At 71.4% G+C, this 21582-nt stretch carries 19 protein-coding genes; 4 read left to right on the top strand and 15 right to left on the bottom strand.

What is annotated here, in order from left to right; all coding sequences use genetic code 11:
* Positions 1–16 precede the first annotated feature (16 nt).
* The 4 genes from M3667_RS09810 to galT form a co-directional block, all read right to left on the bottom strand.
* Positions 17–1474: a carboxylesterase/lipase family protein gene (locus tag M3667_RS09810; protein WP_251507676.1), complete on the bottom strand. Its 1458-nt coding sequence runs from the start codon at positions 1472–1474 to the stop codon at positions 17–19.
* 82 nt (positions 1475–1556) lie between these two features.
* Positions 1557–2516, bottom strand: a complete 960-nt coding sequence (locus M3667_RS09805; RefSeq protein ID WP_251507675.1) for a squalene cyclase — start codon at positions 2514–2516, stop codon at positions 1557–1559.
* Between the two features lie 303 nt (positions 2517–2819).
* Positions 2820–3983, bottom strand: a complete 1164-nt coding sequence (galK, locus tag M3667_RS09800; RefSeq protein ID WP_251507674.1) for a galactokinase — start codon at positions 3981–3983, stop codon at positions 2820–2822.
* Positions 3980–5155: a galactose-1-phosphate uridylyltransferase gene (galT, locus tag M3667_RS09795; protein ID WP_251507673.1), complete on the bottom strand. Its 1176-nt coding sequence runs from the start codon at positions 5153–5155 to the stop codon at positions 3980–3982. The genes galK and galT overlap by 4 nt, the downstream gene beginning before the upstream one ends.
* Before the next feature lie 62 nt (positions 5156–5217).
* Between galT and M3667_RS09790 the strand changes: the two genes are divergently transcribed.
* On the top strand, positions 5218–6171 hold the full coding sequence (locus tag M3667_RS09790; protein WP_251507672.1) for a LacI family DNA-binding transcriptional regulator: 954 nt from the start codon (positions 5218–5220) through the stop codon (positions 6169–6171).
* Between the two features lie 422 nt (positions 6172–6593).
* Here the strand turns inward: M3667_RS09790 and M3667_RS09785 are convergent, their stop codons facing one another.
* On the bottom strand, positions 6594–7010 hold the full coding sequence (locus tag M3667_RS09785; protein ID WP_251507671.1) for a VOC family protein: 417 nt from the start codon (positions 7008–7010) through the stop codon (positions 6594–6596).
* A gap of 96 nt (positions 7011–7106) precedes the next feature.
* Between M3667_RS09785 and M3667_RS09780 the strand changes: the two genes are divergently transcribed.
* Entirely contained in the window at positions 7107–8078 is a 972-nt protein-coding gene (locus tag M3667_RS09780) for a YafY family protein (RefSeq protein WP_251507670.1), read from the top strand.
* Between the two features lie 207 nt (positions 8079–8285).
* On the opposite strand, the gene M3667_RS09775 is transcribed toward M3667_RS09780, so the two are convergent.
* The 4 genes from M3667_RS09775 to M3667_RS09760 all read right to left on the bottom strand — a co-directional run bounded on the left by M3667_RS09775 (position 8286) and on the right by M3667_RS09760 (position 13595).
* Entirely contained in the window at positions 8286–9614 is a 1329-nt protein-coding gene (locus M3667_RS09775; protein ID WP_251507669.1) for an ABC transporter substrate-binding protein, read from the bottom strand.
* A 74-nt stretch (positions 9615–9688) separates the two neighbouring features.
* The gene (locus M3667_RS09770) at positions 9689–10609 is read right to left on the bottom strand and encodes a carbohydrate ABC transporter permease (protein ID WP_222123939.1); all 921 of its coding nucleotides are present in this window, start codon (positions 10607–10609) and stop codon (positions 9689–9691) included.
* On the bottom strand, positions 10606–11535 hold the full coding sequence (locus M3667_RS09765; RefSeq protein ID WP_251507668.1) for a carbohydrate ABC transporter permease: 930 nt from the start codon (positions 11533–11535) through the stop codon (positions 10606–10608). Before M3667_RS09765 ends, M3667_RS09770 begins: the two co-directional genes overlap by 4 nt.
* On the bottom strand, positions 11532–13595 hold the full coding sequence (locus M3667_RS09760; RefSeq protein WP_251507667.1) for a beta-galactosidase: 2064 nt from the start codon (positions 13593–13595) through the stop codon (positions 11532–11534). The genes M3667_RS09765 and M3667_RS09760 overlap by 4 nt, the downstream gene beginning before the upstream one ends.
* Positions 13596–13735: 140 nt before the next feature.
* Between M3667_RS09760 and M3667_RS09755 the strand changes: the two genes are divergently transcribed.
* On the top strand, positions 13736–14752 hold the full coding sequence (locus M3667_RS09755; protein WP_251507666.1) for a LacI family DNA-binding transcriptional regulator: 1017 nt from the start codon (positions 13736–13738) through the stop codon (positions 14750–14752).
* Between the two features lie 124 nt (positions 14753–14876).
* Here the strand turns inward: M3667_RS09755 and M3667_RS09750 are convergent, their stop codons facing one another.
* Positions 14877–15461: a TetR/AcrR family transcriptional regulator gene (locus tag M3667_RS09750; RefSeq protein WP_251507664.1), complete on the bottom strand. Its 585-nt coding sequence runs from the start codon at positions 15459–15461 to the stop codon at positions 14877–14879.
* A gap of 68 nt (positions 15462–15529) precedes the next feature.
* Here M3667_RS09750 and M3667_RS09745 point away from each other — a divergent pair, with 68 nt between their 5' ends.
* The gene (locus tag M3667_RS09745) at positions 15530–16801 is read left to right on the top strand and encodes an MFS transporter (RefSeq protein WP_251507662.1); all 1272 of its coding nucleotides are present in this window, start codon (positions 15530–15532) and stop codon (positions 16799–16801) included.
* A gap of 61 nt (positions 16802–16862) precedes the next feature.
* On the opposite strand, the gene M3667_RS09740 is transcribed toward M3667_RS09745, so the two are convergent.
* The 5 genes from M3667_RS09740 to M3667_RS09720 all read right to left on the bottom strand — a co-directional run bounded on the left by M3667_RS09740 (position 16863) and on the right by M3667_RS09720 (position 21573).
* Positions 16863–17054: a hypothetical protein gene (locus tag M3667_RS09740; RefSeq protein WP_251507660.1), complete on the bottom strand. Its 192-nt coding sequence runs from the start codon at positions 17052–17054 to the stop codon at positions 16863–16865.
* 135 nt (positions 17055–17189) lie between these two features.
* Positions 17190–17630 (bottom strand): cupin domain-containing protein, encoded by a 441-nt coding sequence (locus M3667_RS09735; protein WP_251507658.1) that lies wholly within the window; start codon positions 17628–17630, stop codon positions 17190–17192.
* Positions 17627–18190, bottom strand: coding sequence for a pyridoxamine 5'-phosphate oxidase family protein (locus M3667_RS09730; RefSeq protein ID WP_251507656.1), 564 nt, complete (start codon positions 18188–18190; stop codon positions 17627–17629). The genes M3667_RS09735 and M3667_RS09730 overlap by 4 nt, the downstream gene beginning before the upstream one ends.
* 130 nt (positions 18191–18320) lie before the next feature.
* Positions 18321–20039 carry a beta-galactosidase gene (locus M3667_RS09725; protein ID WP_251507654.1) on the bottom strand — a complete coding sequence of 573 codons (1719 nt, stop codon included), beginning with the start codon at positions 20037–20039 and terminating at the stop codon, positions 18321–18323.
* 13 nt (positions 20040–20052) lie between these two features.
* Positions 20053–21573, bottom strand: a complete 1521-nt coding sequence (locus M3667_RS09720) for an alpha-N-arabinofuranosidase (RefSeq protein ID WP_251507652.1) — start codon at positions 21571–21573, stop codon at positions 20053–20055.
* Positions 21574–21582: the final 9 nt, after the last annotated feature.

Below are 21582 nucleotides of genomic sequence, written 5' to 3'. Positions count from 1 at the left end.
CGCGGGAGATCGCGGGTCAGACCAGCGGTGCGACGTCGGCGTACGCGTCCGTCTCGACGGCGGGGGCGGATGCCGCGGCGCCGAACACCCGCGCGCGCCTCGTCGTGGCATCCCACCCCGGCCACCCCGGATCGCCGTCGCGCGCGAACGCCACTGCCGCGGCGTGCATCTCGGCGGCCAGAGCGGCCGGGGGAGTCTCGCCCGCGATGCGGTCCACGCCCTCGGCGTCGAGGTGATCGAACCAGAACGGCACGTCGAGGCAGTGCCCGGCGATCCCGAGCGACGGCGACCGCCACGCGAACCGGTAGAGCCAGGTGGCGGCTCCCGCGCGGGCCCGGGCCGCACGCAGCACCGTCGCGCGGATCACGCGATCGCTCGCGTACCCGCCGAGCACGGCGGCGGCGCCTCGGCGTCTCGTGCGCTCGAGGTAGGCGCGGCGGCGCGAGCGCCCGAGCCCCAGCGCCGCCAACGCGAACGGCACCGGCACCAGGCGCAGCACCGCCCGGAACCTCGCGGTCAGCCCGGTGAACTCGTCGTCCGTCGACCCGATCACCAGCGGGATCTCAGCCGAGGCGCCTTCGGCCAGAGCGTCGAGAGGGCCCACCGGCAGCAGTTCGCCGTCGATGACCGGCCCCAGGGGCAGCCCATCGTCGAGCAGAGCGGTGAGCCCCGACAAGCGCGCTCCGCGCTCGGGTTTCTGCGCCGCGCGCTGCAGGGCGAGAAGGCGCTGCTCGGGCACCCCGGCGAACCCGTCGCGGTCGGCCGAGACCCCGGCCAGCCGCGCCACGCGGTCGGCGAAGCGGCGCGCGGTCGATCCCGCGACAGCGCCCACGGCGGGCGAGATCGCCATCGCGGCGCGGAAGAGTCCGGATGCCGCGGGGCTGGCCATCAGCGCGAGCACCGACCCGCCGCCCGCGGACTGCCCCGCGATCGTCACCCGGGCGGGGTCGCCGCCGAACGCGCGGATCTCGTCGCGCACCCACTCGAGCGCCGCGATCTGATCGCGCAGTCCGCGGTTCGCGGGGGCACCCTCGATCGCGCCGAACCCGTCGAAGCCCAGGCGGTACGAGATCACGACCGTCACGACGCCGTCGCGCGCGAACGCGTCGCCGTCGTACCAGCGGCTGGCCGGCGACCCCGACACGAAGCCGCCGCCGTGGATCCACACGAGCACCGGCAGCGCGGCATCCGGAACCGCATCGGCGGGAGTGAAGACGTTGACGTTCAGCGTGGCCTCGCCCGGCACGCTCGGCTCGGGGATCAACGTGATGCCGGCGTCGCCGCGTTGCGTCGTGGCGCCGTAGGTCGTGGCCTCGCGCACCCCGTCCCAGGCGTCGACGGGCTCGGGTGCGGCGAAGCGCAGTGCGCCCACGGGGGCCTGGGCGAACGGGATGCCGAGGAACACGGCCGTCCCACCCCGACGGAACCCCCGGACCTCACCCTTCGACGTGTGCGCGAGCGGAGCGGCATCCATGCCCCTCATCCTGCCCCGCCTGCCGCGTGAGGGGTCGAAGAGCGTCGCTTCCGCACGCCCCGAAGCGACAGTTTCCGACCCCTCACGCCGAAGCGCGCGCGCCGTCCCACCAGCGCAGCACGCGCAGCGCGAAGAAGGTCAACCATCGCGAAGGCTCACCCGCGGGCACGTCGACCGGGAACCACACGGCGCCGTCCATCGGGTACGCCTGGTGCCACGATCCGTCGGGGTCGCGAGAGGCGCGGACGCGGTCGACGGCCTCGGACAACCGCGGATCCGGCGCCTCGTCGTCATGCAGAGCGGCGGCGCGGAAGTGGTCGAGGGCGCGCAGCGTGCTGTACCGGTGGCGGAACGGGTAGCCGAGGTGGTGCGCCCACACGTGGCGCTCACCGGTGGAGAGCCGGTAGAGCAGGCGACGCTCGAGCAGGTACTCCTCGCCGGCCTTGCGGGCGCCGTGCAGTTCGGGGGTGCCGCCGCTGCGCCACTCGTCGTCGAGGATCCCGATCACCGCGTTGAGCGTCGAGTGGAACGACGACCTCGTCGAGCCCTCCACCCACTCGCAGTTCCAGCCGCCGTCCGGCAGGCGGTGCCTCACGAACCAGTCCCGGATGCCGCTGACGTCCGCGCCCAGCCACGCTCCGCTGGCGAGGGTGAAGGCGTTGATGCACGCGTCGACCTCACCGTCCCAGAAGGGGAGGTCGTCGTACTCCCAGCGGGCGTTGCGCTTCAGGAGCCCGGCGGTGTCGGGGCGGAGGGCATCGGCATCCACCCCCCATTCCCTCAGGCTCATGAGCGACCACGACGTCGCGGTCCAGGGCTGCGGCTCGTCCTCCGGAAAACCGGCGGGGAAGTGCGCGCCGCCCGCCCAGAGTCCGTCTTCGCCCTGCGCGGCGAGCAGCTGCGCCCCGAAGCCCTCGTGAGCGACACGGGCGCGGGTGGCCTGCCAGGTCGCCTCGGGCGCATCGAGAAGGTCGCGCTCGACCTTCCACCGCAGGCTCGGGTCGCTGTCGCGCAGCCAGGCCAGCACCTCGTCGTCGCCCATGCGGGCAGGTTACGCCCGGGCTCCCGCAGGCGGTACACAACTCAGGAGATTCGCGTCGGTTCCGGGCCGGGGGGCGGCGGATGGGCCGGTTTTCGGCCGGATCTCCGGAGTTGTGCACGCAGAGACCACGCAGCCGGTCAGGGTTTCGCAGGGGGCCGCCGTCAGGTTGCGTCGGCGGCGGATACGGGCGCCGGCGGTACACAACTCCGGAGATTCGCGTCTCTTCCGGGCCCGGAGCAGGTGGATGGGCCGGTGTGCGGCCGAATCTCCGGAGTTGTGCACGCGCACAGCCCCGCGGGGCGATCAGGCGTCGCGGCGGGCGCCCTCCGACGGGGTCACGGTGAAGACGTTCGGGGCGCGGTATCCGGATGCCGAGAAGGCAGCGCGCACCGCCTCGGTCGCGTCCGCGATGAGCCCGACCGGCATGAGGGCGATGGCCGCTCCGCCGAAGCCGCCGCCGGTCATGCGTGCGCCGAGGGCGCCGGCCGTGAGCGTCGTCTCGACGGCGAGGTCGAGCTCGGGGACCGAGATCTCGAAGTCGTCGCGCATCGAGGCGTGCGAGGCGACCAGCAGGTCGCCGATCGCGGAGGGACCGTCGGCGTCGAGGGCGGCCACGGTGTCGAGCACGCGCTGGTTCTCGGTGATCACGTGACGGACGCGGCGGAAGGTGACGTCGTCGAGCATCTCCTGAGCGCGCGGCAGGTCGTCGACGGTGAGATCGCGCAGCGAGGCGACGCCGAACGCGGCCGCTCCCCGCTCGCAGGCCTCGCGACGCTCGCGGTATCCGCCGGTGGAGTGCGCGTGCTCGACGAGGGTGTCGACGACGAGGATCGACAGGCCGGCGTCGGCGAAGCCGAGCGGCACCGGGCGCGTGTCGAGCGTGCGGCAGTCGAGGAAGGTCGCGGCGTCGGCGACGCCGAGCATCGAGGCCATCTGGTCCATGATCCCGGTGGGCGCGCCCACGGCGTCGTTCTCGGCGACCCGGCCGACGCGAGCAAGGGCGACCTTGTCGAGACCGGTCGCCCAGACGTCGTTCAGGGCGGATGCCACGGCCCCCTCGATCGCCGCCGACGACGAGAGGCCGGCTCCGACCGGAACCTCCGAGGCCAAAGCGATGTCGACGCCGCGGGTCGCGGCATCCGGAACCTCACGACGCAACGCCCACGCCACACCGAGCGGGTACCCGGCCCAGTCGAGGCCTCCGGCGGCGATGCGGGCGTCGAGCTCGGTGAGCGAGACCTCGACGGGCGCGTCGGCGAACGTCGAGCTCACGCGGATGACCTCGTCGTCGCGCAGGGCCACGGCGGCCGCGGTGCGCTGGGCGATCGCGAAGGGGAAGACGAAGCCCTCGTTGTAGTCGGTGTGCTCGCCGATGAGGTTGGCGCGTCCGGGGGCCGACCACACTCCTGCGACGGGGGCGTCGGTCAGGGTGGCAAGAAGGGCGCGGGCGTCGTCGACGGCGGTCATGCCGTCACCTCCGGAACGGTGTCGAGGGCGGCGCGCAGGCGCTCGGCCTGCGACTCGGGGGTCACATCGCCGATCCAGGCGCCCATGGCGGACTCGGATCCGGCGAGGTACTTCAGCTTGTCCGCGGCGCGGCGCGGCGAGGTGATCTGCAGATTGAGGCGGATCGCGTCGCGCGCGCGGTCGACCGGAGCCTGGTGCCACGCGGCGATGTAGGGCGTGGGGGTGTCGTACAGCGCGTCGATGCCGCGCAGCAGTCGCAGGTAGAACGGGGCGAGCTCGTCGCGCTCGGCGTCGGTCGTCTCGGACAGATCGGCGACGTGGCGGTGCGGCAGCACGTGCACCTCGATGGGCCAGCGGGCGGCGAACGGCACGAATGCCGTCCAGTGCTCGCCCCGCAGCACGACGCGCTCGCCGGCCTGTTCGAACTCGAGGATGCGCGCGAACAGGTCGTCGGAGGTGCGCGAGATCGTGTCGAGCAGGCGCTGCGTGCGCGGCGTGACGTAGGGGTAGGCGTAGATCTGCCCGTGCGGGTGGGGCAGGGTGACGCCGATGTCCTTGCCGCGGTTCTCGAAGGGGAACACCTGACGGATGCCGGGGAGCTGCGACAGCGCGGCGGTGCGGTCGGCCCACGCCTCGATGACGGTGCGGGCGCGCGTGCGCGACAGTGAACCGAACGACCCCTCGTGCTCGGGGCTGAAGCAGACGACCTCGCAGCGGCCGACGGAGGTGCGGGTGCGGCCGAGGCCGAGGTGCTCGAGGTCGTCTGCGCCGCGCGGGGGATCGACGGCTTCCGGGGCGTCGCCGACCGCGGCGTCGAGGGCGGGGCCGAACGAGGGCGACTTGTTCTCGAACACCGCGACGTCGTAGAGCGAGGGGATCTCCGACGGGTTGGTCGGCGTCTGCGGCGAGAGCGGGTCGAGGTGCGCCGGGGGGAGGAACGCGCGGTTCTGACGATTGGATGCCACGGTGATCCAGTCGCCGGTCAGCACGTCCTGCCGCATGGTGGCGGTGGCGGGACGCGGGTCGAGGGTGCGGGCGTCGACCGCGCGCTCGGCGCCGAGCGACGTGTCGGGGTCGTCGAAGTAGATCAGGTCGCGACCGTCGGCGAGATGCGTCGGCCGTTTGACGACGCCGGCGCCCAGCTCGATGGCGGTGGGGGTCTCCGTGTTCACGATAACACGCTACATCTGGCGCGTGATATCGTCAACATGGAGGGGGTGCGATGCGTGTATCCATGGCCGACGTGGCCCAGAAGGCCGGGGTTTCGGCGCAGACGGTGTCGCGCGTGGCCAACGGCAGCCCGCGGGTCGACCCCGCCACCCGTGTCCGCGTCGAGAAGGCCATGGCCGACCTCGGCTACCGCATGCACCGGGCCGCCCGCGCCCTGCGCACCGGGCAGACCTCCACGATCGGCCTGGTCGTGTCGACGCTCGCGTCGGTCGGCAACTCGCGCATGCTGCAGGCCATCTCCGAGGCCGCGGCGGAGCGCGACTACGCCCTCGCCGTGGTGACGGTCGGTGAACGCGGCATCCGCGACGCCTTCGCGCGCCTGCGGTCGCAGGGTGTCGATGGAGCGGTCGTGCTCAACGAGGCGACCGAGCTCGCGCGCGACGTCGAGCCGCCCGCCGACCTGCACCTCGTCGTCGTCGACTCTCCGTCCGACGAGCGCTTCTCGATCGTGCAGACCGATCACGCCGGGGGAGCACGCGCCGCGACCGCGCACCTGCTGAGCCTCGGCCACTCCACGGTGCACCATCTCGCCGGGCCCGCGGGGTCGTTCGCCGCGGCGGAGCGCGAGCGCGGATGGCGCGAGACGCTGATCGAGGCCGGTGCGACGGTGCCCGCGCCCGTGCGGGGCGACTGGACCTCGGCATCCGGTCACTCGGCCGTCTCCGGCCTCGTCGGCGCCACCGCGATCTTCGTGGCCAACGACCAGATGGCGCTGGGGGCCCTGCGTGCTCTCGCCGACGAGGGCCGGCGGGTGCCCGACGACGTCGCCGTGGTCGGCTTCGACGACATCGCGGATGCCGCGGAGTTCCGGCCCCCGTTGACCACCGTGCGCCAGGACTTCGATGCCCTCGGCCGCCGCGCGGTCGCCGCCCTGATCGCCGCGATCGAGGGCGGCGAGCCGATCGCCGAGTCGGTACCCGCGGCGCTGGTGGTGCGCGCCAGCAGCACGGCGGTCTGACGCGCTCGGGTGGTACACCTTTTGCCACACTCGGCGCATGCCGACGACCCGACCGCGCACGCAGGTGACGCACACGCGCGACGTCGAAGACGCCCTCGAGATCGCGCGGTCGCGCTGGCCCGATGAACCTCCGAGCGCTCTGCTCCTGCATCTCGTGGTGAGTGGCGGCCGGGCGATCCGCGATGAGCAGGCGCAGCGCACGCTCGCCCGCCGCAGCGCGGTGGATGCGGTGATCGAGACGTTCGCGGGGATCTACCCTCGCCGTGCCCGCCCTCGGCTGACCGACGCGACGTCGCGCGCGGTCGTCCCCGGCCACCGCGCGCGCTCGGAGGAGTCCGGAACGCTGTCCGTGCACCGGGGCGCTCGGCGCCCGCCCCGATGCACGCGGCGAGCCCCGAGATGCCGGTCGACTCCCGCCGCGGTCAGCCGTTCCAGGGGGCGATCACGTCGATGATCCAGACCACGCCGAAGCGGTCGACGAGCTTGCCGTACAGAGGCGAGAAGGTCGACGGTCCGAAGGACGCGAGGATCTCGGCATCCCGACTCAACCCCTCCCACGCGGCGCGCACCTCGTCGGCGTCGTGGCCCCGCAGGGCGAGGTAGAAGGGATTGGTTCCGCGGTCGTAGGCGAGCGAGCGCTGGATGTCGTACGCCATCACGTGCACCCCGCTCGGTGCGACCATCTCGCCCCACACGATCTGCTCGCGCTGCTCGGGGACCTCGGCCGTGTCGCCGTAGGGCACGGCGGTGACGGTGCCACCGAATACCTCGGCGTAGAAGGCGAGGGCGTCGGCCGCCTGGCCGTCGAAGTTGACGTGGAGGGTGGTGGTGAGGCTCATATCGGTTCCTGTCTGACGCCGGGAGATTCCGGATGCCATGACTCTCTCGCCTATTGCGGTCAGGGATCGTCCGCAACAGACCGCAGAATGGATGCCATGCCGGAAAGTTCCGCCCCATCGACGTCGCGTCGGCTGCTGTCGCTGCTGACCGTGCTGCAGTCGCGTCGCGATTGGTCGGCCGCCGCGCTCGCCGGGCGTCTCGATGTGAGCGAGCGTACGGTCCGCCGGGACGTCGACCGCCTCCGCGAGCTCGGGTACGAGATCGACGCGACGCGCGGACCCGCGGGCGGGTACCGTCTGCGCGCGGGGGCGAAGTTGCCACCCGTGGCCTTCGACGCGGAGCAGGCCGTGACGGTCGCCGTGGCACTGCGGGTCGCTGCGTCGACGGGCGGTCCGTTCGCCGACGCCGCCGACGAAGCGCTGAGCGTGCTCTCGCGCCTGCTGCCGGAGGCGCTCGGACGGCGGGCGCAGCGGTTCGCCGTCGAGGCGGTGGCTCCGGCGGGGGCCGTGGGGGTCGATCCGGCCGTGCTCGGGGCGATCGAGGCGGCCATCGCGGCGAGCGAAGAGGTGCGCTTCGACTACTCCGGCTCGGACGGGCCCGCGCGTGCGACCGAGCCGCACCATCTGCTGTGGTCCGGCGGACGGTGGTATCTCATCGGGTTCACCCCCGAGCGCGCGGACTGGCGCGTCTACCGCGTTGATCGGATGACGCTGAAGAGTCACCGGGGGCGGGTCTTCTCGCGGCGGGAGCTGCCCGGCGGTGATCCGGTGCGCTATCTCGAGGGGCGTTTCCGCGGGGGCGACGAAACGGGAGGATGGCCGTGCCGGGGCGAGGTCGTGGTCGCCGCGTCGCGTACCGAGCTCGAGCCCTACGTGGTGGACGGCACCCTCGCCGCCACCGACGACGGCCGCACCCGCGTGTCGCTGGGGTCGTGGTCGTGGGGTGCTCTCGCGGCGGAATGCCTGCGGTTCGACCGGCCGATCGCCGACGCTCGACCCGCGGCTCTGCGCCACGCGCTGGCCGAGGTCGCGCGCCGCGCCGCGGCCGCGGCGGTGGTCGCGGGCTGAGGGTCGCGCCTCGCTCGCCCCGAAACCCGGGCCCCCGACCCTGCGGGCCCCCGAACCCCGGGCCCCCGAACCCCGGGCCCCCGAACCCCGGGCCCCCGACCCCGCAAGTTCCGCACGCCGCCGGCCCCCACCCCCATCGGCATCCGGAAACGAAGAACGCCCGCGGATGCCGGAGCATCCGCGGGCGCCTCTCGTGGGGAGAGTCTGTTACTTCTTCACGGGAATCGACTGCGACTCGAGCGTGCTGATGGTCGAGTCCTGACCCTTCTGCAGGGCGTCGGCGAGGGTGCCGCTGCCGCTGACCGCCGCCTTGAAGCCGTCCGAGACGTCGGCGTAGGTCTTGGTCATGGTCGGGCCCCACACGAAGTCGGGGTTCACCTCGGTCGCCGCCTTGGCGAAGACGTCGTAGATCTTCTGACCGCCGTAGAAGTCCACACCGTTGGCCAGCGAGGGGAGCTTGAGGCCCTCGGTGGTGGCGGGATAGATGTTCGCCTCTTCATTCAGCGCGGTGAGAGCCTCTTTCGAGGTGTTCAGCCACAGGGCGAACTTCGTCGCCTCGTAGGGGTGCTCGCTGCCCTTGAGCACGGCGATCGACGATCCGCCCCAGTTGCCCGCGACCTTGTCGCCGGCTGACCACTGCGGCAGGTCGGAGACGGCCCAGCCACCGGCGGTGTCGGGCGCGCCGCTCGAGATCGAGTTGGCACCCCAGACGGCCGAGTTCCAGGTCCAGACCTGGCTCGAGTTGTAGGCGTTGTTCCACTCGTCGGTCCACGCGGGGTAGGTCGAGACGAGGTCCTGGTCGATCAGCGACTGCCAGTAGTCGGCGACCTTGGTCGAGGCGGGGTCGGTCAGCGAGACGGTCCAGCCCTCGGAGTCGTTGCCGAACCACTGTCCGCCGGCCTGCCAGACGAAACCGGCGAACTGGTTGATGTCGGACTGCGAGAAGTTCGTGATGTAGCCGCCGAGCGCGCGGATCTTCTTCGCGGCCTCGGTGTACTCGTCCCACGTGGTGGGGACCGCGATGCCGTTCGCCGCGAACAGGTCCTTGCGGTAGAACAGCGCCATCGGGCCGATGTCCTGCGGGATGCCGTAGACGGCGTCGTCTTGGCCGAGCGCGACCTGGTTCCAGGCCCACGGCACGAACTGGTCTTTCGCGGCGACGACGTCGGCACAGCCGGCGATGTTCTCGACGCCGTCCTGCACGAGGAAGTTCGGCAGGGCGTCGTACTCGATCTGACCGAGGTCGGGGGCGTTGCCGGCCGCGATCTGGTTGAAGAAGTTCTGGTAGGTGCCGCTGTTGCCGTTCGGGCCGGTCTGCACCTTGACCTGGATGTCGGGGTTCTCCGAGTTCCACATATCGACGACCTTCTCGATACCGGGGATCCACGAGGTGAACTCGAGCGTGACCTGACCGTCGGCCGGAGCGCAGTCGGCTGCGGCCGCGGCGCCGTCGCCGCTTCCGCCGCCGGCGCAACCGGCCAGGAGCAGAGCCGACAGCGCGACGCCCGAGGTCGCGGCGAGGATTCTGTGCTTCATGGGAATGCCTTTCTCTGGGTGCCCGGGCGGGCCATTCCGCCCGGGATGAGGGGCGGCCGGAGCCGCCGGAGGGTTTACTTCAGGGCGCCGGTCCCGAGACCGTTGCGCCAGAAGCGCTGGAGGAGCAGGAAGATGACGATGAGGGGGATGACCGACAGCAGGGCGCCGATCAGCACGAGTCCGCGGAGCTCGGGGATCTGGTTCAGCTGGTTGTTCCAGCCGTAGAGGCCGAAGACCACGGGGAACAGCTCTTCGCTGCGCAGCATGATCAGCGGCAGGAAGAAGTTGTTCCAGATCGCGACGAACTGGAAGAGGAACATCGTGACCAGCGCGGGGCTCATCAGACGCAGGCTCACGGTGAAGAACGTGCGGATCTCGCCGGCACCGTCGAGGCGGCTGGCCTCGAGCAGTTCGTCGGGCACCGACGAGGCGGCGAAGATGCGCGCGAGGTAGACCCCGAACGGGCTGACCAGCGAGGGCAGGAACACGGCCCAGAAGGTGTTGGTCAGCTGCACCTGGCTGAAGATGAGGAACAACGGCAGAGCCAGGGCGGTCGCCGGCACCAGCACGCCGCCGAGCACGACGTCGAACACCAGCTCGCGACCCGGGAAGCGGTACTTCGCCAGGGCGTAGCCCGCCATCGCGGCCAGCAGCGTCGCGACCGCACCGCCGAGACCGGCGTACAGCAGCGAGTTGCCGAGCCAGCGCAAGAAGATGCCGTCGCGGTAGGCGAACAGGTCGCCGATGTTCGAGAACAGGCGCATGTCGGCGAACCACAGCGGGTTCGTGGTGAGGATGTCGCCCGTGCTCTTGCTCGAGGCCACCAGCAGCCACCACAGCGGCAGCAGGAAGTAGACCGTGAACACGGCCATGACCAGCATCGCCGAGGTGCGCGAGACGAGGGGTTCGCGCACGGCGCCCGAGCGGATGCCGGCCGGACGCGAGGAGCCCGAACGGGGGCTGCGAGCGGGGCGGGGGGTGGTGACGGCGCTCATGCGTTGCCCTTCTTCTGCATCCACTTCATGAAGCCGAACGACAGCACGAAGGTGGTCACGGCCAGCACCACCGAGAACGCGGCGGCGAGATTGGCGTTGGGGATGGATGCCGTGGCGTAGACGGTCATGTTGGGGGTGAAGGTGCTCGTGACGGCCGAGCTGAAGGAGCGGAACACCTGGGGCTCGGCGAGCAGCTGCAGCGTGCCGATGATCGAGAAGATCGCGGTCATCACGATCGCGGGGCGCACCAGCGGGATCTTGATCGACCATGCGATGCGAAACTGCCCGGCGCCGTCGAGGCGGGCGGCCTCGTAGATCTCGCTGGGGATCGACAGCAGCGACGAGTAGATGATCAGCATGTTGTAGCCGACGTAGACCCACGTCACGACGTTCGCGATGGACCACAGCACGAGGTCGGCGCCGAGGAAGTCGACGTTCTTGGTCAGCGCGGTGAAGGGCGAGAGGTTCGGCGAGAACAGCGCGCCCCACATGATCGCGGCGATGACGCCGGGGACGGCGTAGGGCACGAAGAACGCCAGGCGGAAGAAGCGCTTGCCCTTGAGCAGCGGCGAGTCCAGCAGCAGGGCGAAGATCAACGCGAGACCGAGCATGACCGGCACCTGCACGACGCCGAAGGCGAGCATGCGCAGCATCGACGACCAGAACGCCTCGTTCTGGAACACCTGGACGTACTGCGACAGGCCGCCGAAGACGAGCTCGGCCTTGCCGAAGGTGCCCTCGCGGCGCACCACGAGCAGCGACTGGACGATCGCGAAGATGATCGGCAGCACGTAGAACAGCACGAACAGCACCGAGAAGGGCGCGAGCAGGATGAGGATCGCGCTCTTGAACGGCACCCGCGGGCGTCGCGGCCGCGGTGCGCTCTCGCGCGCGGCGCGCGTCGGGGCGGGAACGGTGGTGGTCACGAGGCCTCCTCGATGATGCGGACGGCACCGCCGGCGACGACGACGGTGCCGTCGACGGCCTCGTCGGTCATCGCATCGCGCCCGTGCGCTGCGATCTGGACCGACTCGGTGGTGTGGTTGATGACGAAGACGAACGAGCGGTCGTCGCTCGCGCGGCGGACGATCTCGACCCCGGGGAGAGCGTCGACGGTGCGGATGCCGGCGCCCTGGGCGACCCGCGACAGCAGGTCGCGGTAGGCCGCGGCGGCGGGGAGGGTGGCGAGGTACCAGGCGGACCCGGCGCCCACCTCGCGGCGGGTGCGGGCGGGCAGGCCCGCGGCGGGACCGTCGACGAAGCGGGCATCGACCTCGGCGTCGACGGGGCGCAGGCGCTCCGACCAGACCGTGCCGGTGGTGCCGTCGTCGAGGGCGACGACCTGGCCGGGGCCGAGGGGCGAGAACTCCTCCGACACGATGCCGAGCAGGTCGCGGAACGCACCGGGGTAGCCGCCGAGGCGCACCCGGTCGTCCTGGTCGACGATGCCGCTCGCGAAGGTGATCACGGCGGTGCCGCCGTCTTCGACGAAGCGCGCGATCGCGTCGGCGTCGGCGTCGCGAACGAGGTGCAGCGCCGGCACGACGACCAGGCGGTAGGCCGACAGGTCGGCGGAGGCCGAGACCACGTCGGTCGAGATGCCGGCGGCTGCCAGGGCCGCGTGCGCGGCGTGCACCTGGTCGAGGTAGCGGAGGTCTTCGCTCGGACGACCCTCGTTCTCGATCGACCACCAGCTCTCCCAGTCGAAGAGCACCGCGGCATCCGAGGCCACCCGTGTCCCGGCGATCGGCTGCAGGCGGCGCAGGGTGCGACCCACCTCGAGCACGCTCCGCCACTGGGCGGTGTCGGTGCCGGCGTGGGGGAGCAGGGCCGAGTGGAACTTCTCGGCGCCCTGGGCCGAGGCGCGCCACTGGAAGAAGCAGATGCCGTCGGCACCGCGCGAGACGTGCGAGACGACGTTGCGCAGCAGCTCGCCCTCGCCCTTGGCGAGGTTGTGCGGCTGCCAGTTGACCGCGCCGGTGGAGGTCTCCATGAGCAGCCAGGGGGCGCCGTCGGCGAGGCCGCGCGTGAGGTCGGCCGCGAACGACAGCTCGGCGAGCGGGTCGGGCAGGCGCCGGTCGAGGTAGTGGTCGTTCGCGATGACGTCCATCTCAGCGGCCCACGAGAAGTAGTCGAGGGCGCGGATGTGCGCGGTGACCATGAAGTTGGTCGTGACCGGTGCGGAGCTGCGCTCGCGGATCACGCGCGCCTCGGCACGGTAGAGCTCGAGCTGCTGGTCGGACGAGAAGCGCTGAAAGTCGAGCAGCTGCGCGGGGTTGCGCAGCGACAGCGCGGCCATCGGCGGCAGGATCTGGTCCCACGCGCTGTAGCGCTGGCTCCAGAACGAGGTGCCCCACGCGGTGTTGAGGGCGGCGACCGTGCCGTAGCGGGCCTCGAGCCACTCGCGGAACGCGACCGCGCTGGCGTCGCAGTAGCAGAGCGCGTTGTGGCAGCCGAGCTCGTTCGACACGTGCCACATCGCGAGCGCGGGGTGGTCGGCGTAGCGCTCGACGACACGGCGGCTGAGCTCGGCGGCGTATCCGCGGAAGATCGGCGAGCTGGGGCAGTAGGCCTGACGTCCGCCGGGGTAACGGCGCGTGCCGTCGGCGGTCACGGGCAGGATCTCCGGATGCCGCGTGGTCACCCACGGGGCGGGGGAGGCGGTCGCGGTGCCGAGGTTGACCCGGATGCCGTGGGAGTGGGCGAGGTCCATGACCTCGTCGAGCTCGGCGAAGTCCCACTCCCCGTGCGCGGGGTTGATCCATGACCAGCCGAAGATGTTGATCGCGATGAGCCCGACGCCCGCTTCCACCATGAGGCGCATGTCGTCGTCCCAGACGGTGCGATCCCACTGCTCGGGGTTGTAGTCGCAGCCGAAGACGAGACCCTCGCGGGTCAGCTCGGCCAGACGGTCGCTCGCGCGGGTCGGGTCGGTCGCGCGATCGCTGTCGCGATCGAACGGGGCCAGATGGTCGACGGCAAGCATCCGGGAGGCGCTCCTTTGCGTGGTTCTGTGAACGTGCACACACGCACGCACCTGAGATGAGGGCGCAAATGTGTGAACGTGCACATGGTGACACGGAGCGCGGTGGATCGTCAACTCGCACGCCCCGATAGGCTGACGACATGACGCCTCCTCCGCCCGGGCGCCGGCGCAGCACCGTGCACGACGTGGCCCGTGCCGCCGGGGTGTCGAGGGGCACGGTCAGCCGCGTCCTGAACGGCGGCTACGTCTCGGAACACGCTCGCGAGGCCATCCAGACGGCCATCCGCGAAGTCGGCTACGTGCCGAACAACGCCGCCCGCACGCTCGTGCGCCAGCGCACGCAGGCCGTCGGCTTCATCGTGCACGAGCCGCACTCGCTCTTCCTCGAAGACCCCAACATCGGCGGCATCCTGCTGGGCGCCAACACCGCCCTGTCGAAGGCCGACTACCAGATGGTGTGCCTCGTGATCGACACCGACCGCGACACCGAGCGGGTCGCGCGCTACCTCAGCGGCGGCTTCGTCGACGGCGCGGTCATCGTCTCCGCGCGTCACCACGACCCCATCACCGACGTGGTCGAGCGCCTCGGACTCCCCGTCGCTTACGTGGGCCACCCTCCCGGCATCCGCCGCCCCTGGGTCGGCATCGACAACCTGGGCGCCGCGCGCGCGATCACCGAACGCGTCCGCGCGTCGGGGCGTCGCCGCATCGGCATGATCGCCGCCGCCCTCGACCGCGACTCCGGCAGTGACCGGCTCGCCGGCTTCCGTGAGGCACTCGGCGAGGACTTCGACGAGTCACTGGTCGAGCCCGTGCCGCTTTACGCCTTCGCCGACGGAGAGGCCGGCATGCGGCGCCTTCTCGAGCGCGCCCCCGACATCGACGCGGTGTTCGGCGCCTCGGATGCCGTGGCCGCGGGCGCCGTGCAGGCTCTGCGGGCCGCCGGCCGCCGCGTGCCCGACGACGTCGGAGTGGTCGGCTTCGACGACAGCGCATGGGCGGTGCGCACCGACCCTCCACTCACCACGATCGACCAACCCGCCGAGGGGCTGGGTGCCGCCGCGGCTGAGGCCGTGCTGCTGCAGCTGTCGGGTGGCGTGGCCGATGCCGGCGGCATCCTGCTCGACGCCCCGATCGTCTGGCGCGCCTCGGTCTAGCGGCGCCGGCGCACGCTCTCGCCGCACGTCCCCGATTCCAGGCTTGGGGCGAGATCTGCAGTTCGGGGCGTGAATTGTCCGCCCCGAACCACGGAATCCGCCCCAAACGCCCTCCGGGCCGGCGTCAGCGCGGCTCGCGCCATCCCCGCTCAAGGATGCGGAAGCCCGCCTCGATCGTCTCCGCGGCGTCGTCGTGTTCGAACGCGAGGATCTGCAGCTGCAGCACCATGCGTGCGTAGACCCGGGTCTCGGCATCCGGTGCGCTCTGCCCCGTCGTCTCGGCGATCGCCAGGGCGAGCGCGTCTTCGTGGCGGAGCCACATGCGCGAGGCGTAATCGTGCAGGGCGGGCGTCTCGGTGATCAGCTTCATGAACTGCCGGCGGTGCTCGCCCGTGGGGTCGAAGGCCAAGCCGATGAGTTCGCGCCGGTAGAGCTCGCGGAGAGCGTCCGACACCGAGGTGCCCGGGGCGCGGTCGCGCACGGCGCCCACGAGCAGGTCGCGCTGGGCGTCGTCTTCGTCGAAGACGAGCGCTTCCTTCTGCGGGAAATGCGCGAAGACGGTGGTCGGCGACACATCGGCGGCGTCGGCGACCTCGCGGATGCTGACCTCGTCGAAGCCCCGCTCGACGAAGAGCAGCGTCGCGGCATCGGAGATGGCCTTGCGGGTGGCGGCCTTCTTGCGCTCTCGGCGGCCGACGTCTGTGCTCATGGAGGCAGTCTACCGGTATTGATCAGAAACTGTATTGACAATGAAACTGGTACGAGTACAGTTACGGCGTGACTTCACCTTCTCCTTCCCCTCAGCAGGGCCGCCGCTCCTGGATCATGCTCGTCGTCATCACGACGCTGACCACCGCCGGGATGACCGTCGTCTTGCCCGTGCTGCCCTTCGTCGTGCTCCGCTACGTGTCGAACCCGGCCGATCTGGCCGTCTGGGTCGGCATCCTCGAAACCGTCAACGCGCTCTGCGCCTTCCTCGTCGCCCCCTTCCTCGGGCGCATCTCCGACCGCTTCGGTCGCCGACCGGTGATCATCGTCGCCGGATTCGGCGCCGCCCTCGGCTTTCTGCTCTTCGGCATCGGCGGGGCGCTCTGGGTGCTGCTGCTCGGCCGCATCGTGCAGGGCGTGACCGCCGGCGACCTTCCCGCCCTCTTCGCCTATCTCGCCGACATCACCCCGCCCGACAAGCGCGCACGTCGCTTCGGCGTGCTCGGCGCGACCGCCGGTATCGGCACGATGGTCGGCCCCGCCCTCGGCGGCACCCTCGCCGCGATCGACGTCGACCTGCCCGTCTTCGTCACCGCGGGCCTCGCCCTGACGGTCGCGATCCTCAGCATCTTCCTGCTGCCCGAGAGTCTCGCTCCGAACAAACGCATCACCTCGCTCGACCTGCGGGCGGTGCATCCCTTCGCGGTGTTCCGCGGCGTCTTCCGCCGGCCCGAGCTGCGCGGGATCATGATCGGCCTGATCCTCGTGGGACTGCCGTTCGGGTTCTTCGTCAACAACTTCAGCGTCCTCGCGCTCGACGCCATCTCGTGGACCCCCACCGCGATCGGCCTGCTCACCGCGTGCGTCGGCATCATCGACATCGCGATCCAGGGCGTGCTGCTCGGCTTCCTGCTACCGCGCATCGGCGAGCGGGGCGTCGTGGTCAGCGGCATCGTCACCCAGGCGGTCGGGCTCGTCGCCCTCGCCGGGGTCGCGTCGCTCTTCGCCCAGCCGTGGCTGTTCGTCGTCGGTGCTCTGACGCTCGCGGCGGGCCAGGGTGCGGCTCAGGCCACGATGGACGGTCTGCTCTCGAACGCCGTCGGCGACGACGAGCAGGGCTGGATCGCCGGAGCCGCGCAATCCCTGAACGCCGCGGTCGGAACGGTCGCCCCGCTGGTCGCGGGCCTGCTCTACGCCCACGTCGCCCACGCCGCGCCCTATGTGCTCGGGGCCGCGCTCATGGTCGCCGCTGCCGTGGTGATCGGGCGGGCGCGCTTCACGAGCCCCTCGCTCGGGGCGAAGACTCCGGATGCCGCGGAGCCGGTGCCCGTGACGGAGTGACGCTCCCGATCAGAGGGCACTTCCGGATGCCGTGCGCCGAGGCCGCGGCATCCGGCCGATCTCATGTCACTCTCTGACGCCGTCCGGCCCGGTCGACGAACCGATCGATGGCATCGAGGATCTCGTCGCTATAGAGCCTCGGCCCGAGCGACGTGCGCGGCGGGACAGAGGGCGTCCACGACAGCTCCTCGCTGCCGACCGCAGGCCACGGGCCGACCTGCGGCGGTGCCGTGGCGGCGTCCTCGTTACTCATAATCGGTCGATGCTTCATTATGAGTAGACGACTTACTCATAATGCGACGGCGGGGACATTCTGGGTGACCGGCCTCGCCAGCCGGGCAGAGCGTTCGTACCCGCCGGATGCCGTGCGCCGCGGCATCCGGATCTTTCAGGCCGTAGGGCCCCAGGGCATCGGCCGCTCGGGGTCGCGGGTGCTGTCGTCGGGGATGCGGGGGAGGGCCTCGCCGCCCGCGCGGATGCAGAGCCAGCGCAGTTCGCCGTCGCTCTCGGGCAGCGCGCGCCAGGTGCGCCAGACATCCTGCCCGACCCGCACGACACTGCCCGGGCCGACGTCGACCACGTCGTCGTCGAGGCCCATCTGGCCGCGGCCCTCGAGGAACACGTACAGCTCTTCGACGCGGGAGTGCGTGTGCCAGTACCCGGCCTCCTCGCCCGGGGCGAGGGCGTTCGCGGTCATGCCGATGAATTGCATCGTCAGCTCGTGGTCGACCACGCGGCGCCCGTCGCGTGAGCGGGCGGGGGCGAACCCGCCGAAGTGGTCGCGCCAGGCGTCGAGCCCGCCGATCTCGGTGATCTCGTAGTCGCTCATCGGTTCTCGCTCTCGGGGGAGGTCAGCTGCCAGCCGCCGTCGGTGCGACGGTAGATCGTGCGGCGGTGCTTGCGGTCGGGAGCGCCCTGCCAGAACTCGACGCGATCGGCGACCAGGCGCCACAGCACCCAGTCGCCCGGGCCGATGCCGTCGCGCGCGGCGGCCGAGCGTGCGGCGAGATCCGCCGCCGACTCCTCGGCCGAGGCCTCCACCACGCGCCCGCGCACGCGGACGGAGCGCAGCACCGCCGGCCACCAGAAGGTCAGCGCCGCGGCCGGGTGAGCGGCGAGCTGCGCTGCCTTCGCCGAGGCGCGTGGCCCGGCGAAGGCCCACCCGTCGGGTCCGAGGTCTTTGAGGATCAGCGTGCGGGCGTCCGGGATGCCGTCGGCGTCGACCGTCGCGAGCGTGGCACCGTGCGCCTCGGCGACGCCGGCGTCGACGGCCTGGCGGATCCACCGCTCGAACAGCTCCCACGGCTGGTCGGGGAGGGGCTCGGCATCCGGGGTCGGCGGAGTCCCGGTGAGGGAGGGGAGCGAGCGGAGCCAGGGGGCCATCGTCATGCCCCCATCCTGCTCCTGCGCAGGTGTCCTGCGCGCGGGTCGCGCGACGAGAACAGGAAGCGCGACGAGAACAGGCCGATCCGCGCGGGACCGGCCTGTTCTCGGCGCATGCGCCTGTTCTCGTGACCTGTTACTCCTCGCGCTGCCCGAGCGACGGGGCGGCGACGAAGCGCGCGACGGGTTCGACCGCGTGCTCGAGCTCGAGCACGACGATCTCGTTCGCCCCGGCGCGGGTCGCGGGGCCGGGCACGTAGAGGGTGTTCTGCGGCACGGTGTTCCAGTAGCGGCCGAGGAAGAAGCCGTTGACGAAGGCGAAGCCCTTGCCCCACCCCGTGGTGTCGAGGAACAGGTCGGCGGGGGCGTCGAGGTCGAACGATCCGCGCAGGAACGCCCGGCCGATCGAGCCGGTGCCGGCGCCTTCGACGGTGTCGAGGTCGATCGGCGTCGCGGTCCAGCCCGTGAGCGGTTCGCCGTTCAGGGTGACCGCGCCGATCAGTCCCTTCGCCTCGCCGAGACGGTCGGCGTAGTTCACCCGGCCCTGGTCCTCGACGAGCACCGTCAACCGCGAACCGGCGGGGATCGTCAGCGCGCGCTCGTGCAGCGCGCGCGACAGGCGACCGACGGGAGTGCCGTCGACGTGCACCCACGCGAGGTCGCGCACCTCGTCGAACACCACCGCCGCGGGGCCCGAGAACGCGGGCAGGTCGACGTCGTAGCGCACGAGGGGGCCGAGGTGCGCGAGCTGCTCGAAGGTCGCGGGAGCGGGCGAGACGGGACCGGTGGATGCCGGCATCCACTCGCCCTCGCCCGACAGGGCGACCTCGAAGACGGGCGCGTCGGGCCGGGGCTCGGGCACGAGGTCGGGCACGGGCGCGTACTTGGCGATGACCTCGCGGAACGCGTGGAACTTCGCCGTCGGGTGACCCGACTCGTCGATCGGCGCGTCGTAGTCGTAGGAGGTGACGATGGGGTCGTAGCGGCCCTTGTCGTTCGCGCCGTTCGTGGTGCCGAAGTTCGTGCCGCCGTGCACCATGTAGATGTTCACCGAGGCGCCGGCGGCGAGCAGCACGTCGAGGTCGTGGGCGGATGCCGCGGGGTCGGTCGTGTGGTGGATGCTGCCCCACCAGTCGAACCACCCGTCCCAGAACTCGCTGCACATCAGCGGTCCGGTGCTCTGGTGCTCGCGGAGGGTGGCGAGGCGATCCGCGCTGCGCGAGCCGAACGAGCCGGTGAGGTGCAGTTCGGGCAGGCTTCCGGCCTCGAGCATCCACGGCATCGGCTGGTCGACGGTGGTCAGCGGCACCGTGATGCCGGCGTCCTTCGTCACCCGCACGAGCTCGCGCAGGTAGTCCTTGTCGGAGCCGTAGGCGCCGTACTCGTTCTCGATCTGCACGAGCACGACGTTGCCGCCACGGTCGATCTGGCGTGGGGCCACGATCTCGTACACACGACGGAGGTACTCCGTGACCGCTTCGACGAACTGGGGTTCGGAGCGACGGATGCCGATGCCCGGCGTCGAGGTCAGCCACACGGGCAGCCCGCCGTTGTGCCACTCTGCGCAGATGTAGGGGCCGGGGCGCACGATCGCGTGCAGGCCCTCTTCGGCGATGAGGTCGAGGAAGCGGCCCAGATCGTTCCACCCGGTGGCATCCCACTCGCCGCGCACCGGCTCGTGCGCGTTCCACGCGACGTAGGTCTCGATGGTGTTCAGCCCCATCGCCTTGGCCGTGCGGATGCGGTCGGCCCAGTGCTCGGGGTGGATGCGGAAGTAGTGAAGCGTTCCGGAGATGACCTGGTGGGGCTTCCCGTCGAGCAGGAAGTCGGTCTCGCCGATGGAGAAAGTCGTCACGGTGTCTTTCGGGTCAGTCGATGAGGCGCGCGGTCAGGCGCACCCAGGCGAGGGCGGGGAGGGTGAAGCGCAGGATGCCGTCGGAGCCGGTCTCGACCGCGAGGGTCGCCGGTGAGACGGGCTCGCCGTCGGCGGAGTTGGTGGTGTGGCGGTCGCCGCCCTCGGGGATCGTGACCACGACCGCCTCGACGTCGGCGACGCCGCCGAGGTCGAGCTCGACGGGGGTCGCGGCGTCGAGGGCGCGGTGCGCGAGGAACACCGACACGGCGTCGCCGTCGACGGTGGCCACGGCGTCGACCGCGTCGACGGTGCCGTGGCGGGCGGTGTCGATCGTGGTTCCTTCGACGCGGGGGTGGACGACCCGACCGGTGGCGGCCGGGGCCGTCAGGGCGAAGGGGTGGAACGTGCTCTGCCGCCAGGCGGCGCCGCCACCGGGCTCGGTGCGGATCGGCGCGATGACGTTGACCAGCTGCGCGAGGTTCGCCATCGAGACGCGGTCGGACCGGCGGATGAGCGTGATGAGCAGCGAACCGACGACGACCGCGTCGGTGACGGTGTAGTCGTCTTCGATGAGGCGCGGGGCGATGGGCCAGTCACCGGTGAACACGCGCGGCTTGTCGACCTCGTTCCAGCGGGTCTGGTTCCACACGTTCCACTCGTCGACGCTGATGCCGATCGTGCCGCCGCTGGGGGTGGTCGCACCGACCTCGTCGATGATGTCGGCGACCTCGCCGATGTAACGGTCGAGGGCTGCGCCGCTGGCGAGGAAGCTCGCCGGGTCGGAGGGGTCTTCCTCGTAGTACGCATGCACGGAGATGTGGTCGACCAGGCCCGCCGTGTGGCGCAGCACACTGCGCTCCCACGCGCCGAACGTCGGCATCTCGTGATTGGAGCTGCCCGCGGCGACCAGCTCGATCGAGGGATCGAGGAAGCGCATCATGCGCGCGGTCTCGGCGGCGAGGCGGCCGTACTCGTCGGCGGTCTTGTGGCCGATCTGCCACGGGCCGTCCATCTCGTTGCCGAGGCACCACAGGCGGATGCCGAAGGGCTCTTCGCGGCCGTTCTCACGGCGGCGGTCGCTGAGCGCGGTCCCGGAGGGGTGGTTGGCGTACTCGAGCAGATCGGTGGCCTCGGCCACCCCGCGCGTGCCGAGGTTGACGGCCTCCATCACCTCGAGCCCCGCGGCATCCGCCCACTCGGCGAACTCGTGCAGACCGACCTGATTCGTCTCGGTGCTGTGCCACGCCGCCTCGAGGCGCACGGGGCGCTGGCCACGGGGGCCCACGCCGTCTTCCCACCGGTAGCCCGAGACGAAGTTGCCGCCGGGGTAGCGCACGACGGTGGCGCCGAGCTCGCGCACGAGTTCGAGCACGTCGGCGCGGAAGCCGTTCGCGTCGGCGGTCGCGTGCTCGGGGGAGTGGATGCCGTCGTACACGCAGCGACCCATGTGCTCGACGAACGAGCCGAACAGGCGGCGGGGGACCTTGGCTCCGAGGGCCGTGCGGTCGACCGAGATGCGGGTGGGGGAGGTCATTCGAGTCTC

Origin of the sequence: Microbacterium sp. P26, assembly GCF_023712585.1 — a bacterium.
Taxonomy (GTDB): Bacteria; Actinomycetota; Actinomycetes; order Actinomycetales; family Microbacteriaceae; genus Microbacterium; species Microbacterium algihabitans_A.
The sequence above is the reverse complement of the archived record's forward strand: the minus strand, read 5'-3'. Positions and strand labels throughout refer to the sequence as shown.

What these genes read in the sequence shown, in the direction of transcription:
- M3667_RS09730 (WP_251507656.1), bottom strand. Translation starts at nt 18,190, where the DNA reads ATGACGATGGCCCCCTGGCTCCGCTCGCTCCCCTCCCTCACCGGGACT.
- M3667_RS09785 (WP_251507671.1), bottom strand. Translation starts at nt 7,010, where the DNA reads ATGAGCCTCACCACCACCCTCCACGTCAACTTCGACGGCCAGGCGGCC.
- M3667_RS09750 (WP_251507664.1), bottom strand. Translation starts at nt 15,461, where the DNA reads ATGAGCACAGACGTCGGCCGCCGAGAGCGCAAGAAGGCCGCCACCCGC.
- M3667_RS09770 (WP_222123939.1), bottom strand. Translation starts at nt 10,609, where the DNA reads ATGAGCGCCGTCACCACCCCCCGCCCCGCTCGCAGCCCCCGTTCGGGC.
- M3667_RS09760 (WP_251507667.1), bottom strand. Translation starts at nt 13,595, where the DNA reads ATGCTTGCCGTCGACCATCTGGCCCCGTTCGATCGCGACAGCGATCGC.
- galK (WP_251507674.1), bottom strand. Translation starts at nt 3,983, where the DNA reads ATGACCGCCGTCGACGACGCCCGCGCCCTTCTTGCCACCCTGACCGAC.
- M3667_RS09805 (WP_251507675.1), bottom strand. Translation starts at nt 2,516, where the DNA reads ATGGGCGACGACGAGGTGCTGGCCTGGCTGCGCGACAGCGACCCGAGC.
- M3667_RS09740 (WP_251507660.1), bottom strand. Translation starts at nt 17,054, where the DNA reads ATGAGTAACGAGGACGCCGCCACGGCACCGCCGCAGGTCGGCCCGTGG.
- M3667_RS09810 (WP_251507676.1), bottom strand. Translation starts at nt 1,474, where the DNA reads ATGGATGCCGCTCCGCTCGCGCACACGTCGAAGGGTGAGGTCCGGGGG.
- M3667_RS09780 (WP_251507670.1), top strand. Translation starts at nt 7,107, where the DNA reads ATGCCGGAAAGTTCCGCCCCATCGACGTCGCGTCGGCTGCTGTCGCTG.
- M3667_RS09755 (WP_251507666.1), top strand. Translation starts at nt 13,736, where the DNA reads ATGACGCCTCCTCCGCCCGGGCGCCGGCGCAGCACCGTGCACGACGTG.
- M3667_RS09735 (WP_251507658.1), bottom strand. Translation starts at nt 17,630, where the DNA reads ATGAGCGACTACGAGATCACCGAGATCGGCGGGCTCGACGCCTGGCGC.
- M3667_RS09775 (WP_251507669.1), bottom strand. Translation starts at nt 9,614, where the DNA reads ATGAAGCACAGAATCCTCGCCGCGACCTCGGGCGTCGCGCTGTCGGCT.
- M3667_RS09790 (WP_251507672.1), top strand. Translation starts at nt 5,218, where the DNA reads ATGGCCGACGTGGCCCAGAAGGCCGGGGTTTCGGCGCAGACGGTGTCG.
- M3667_RS09720 (WP_251507652.1), bottom strand. Translation starts at nt 21,573, where the DNA reads ATGACCTCCCCCACCCGCATCTCGGTCGACCGCACGGCCCTCGGAGCC.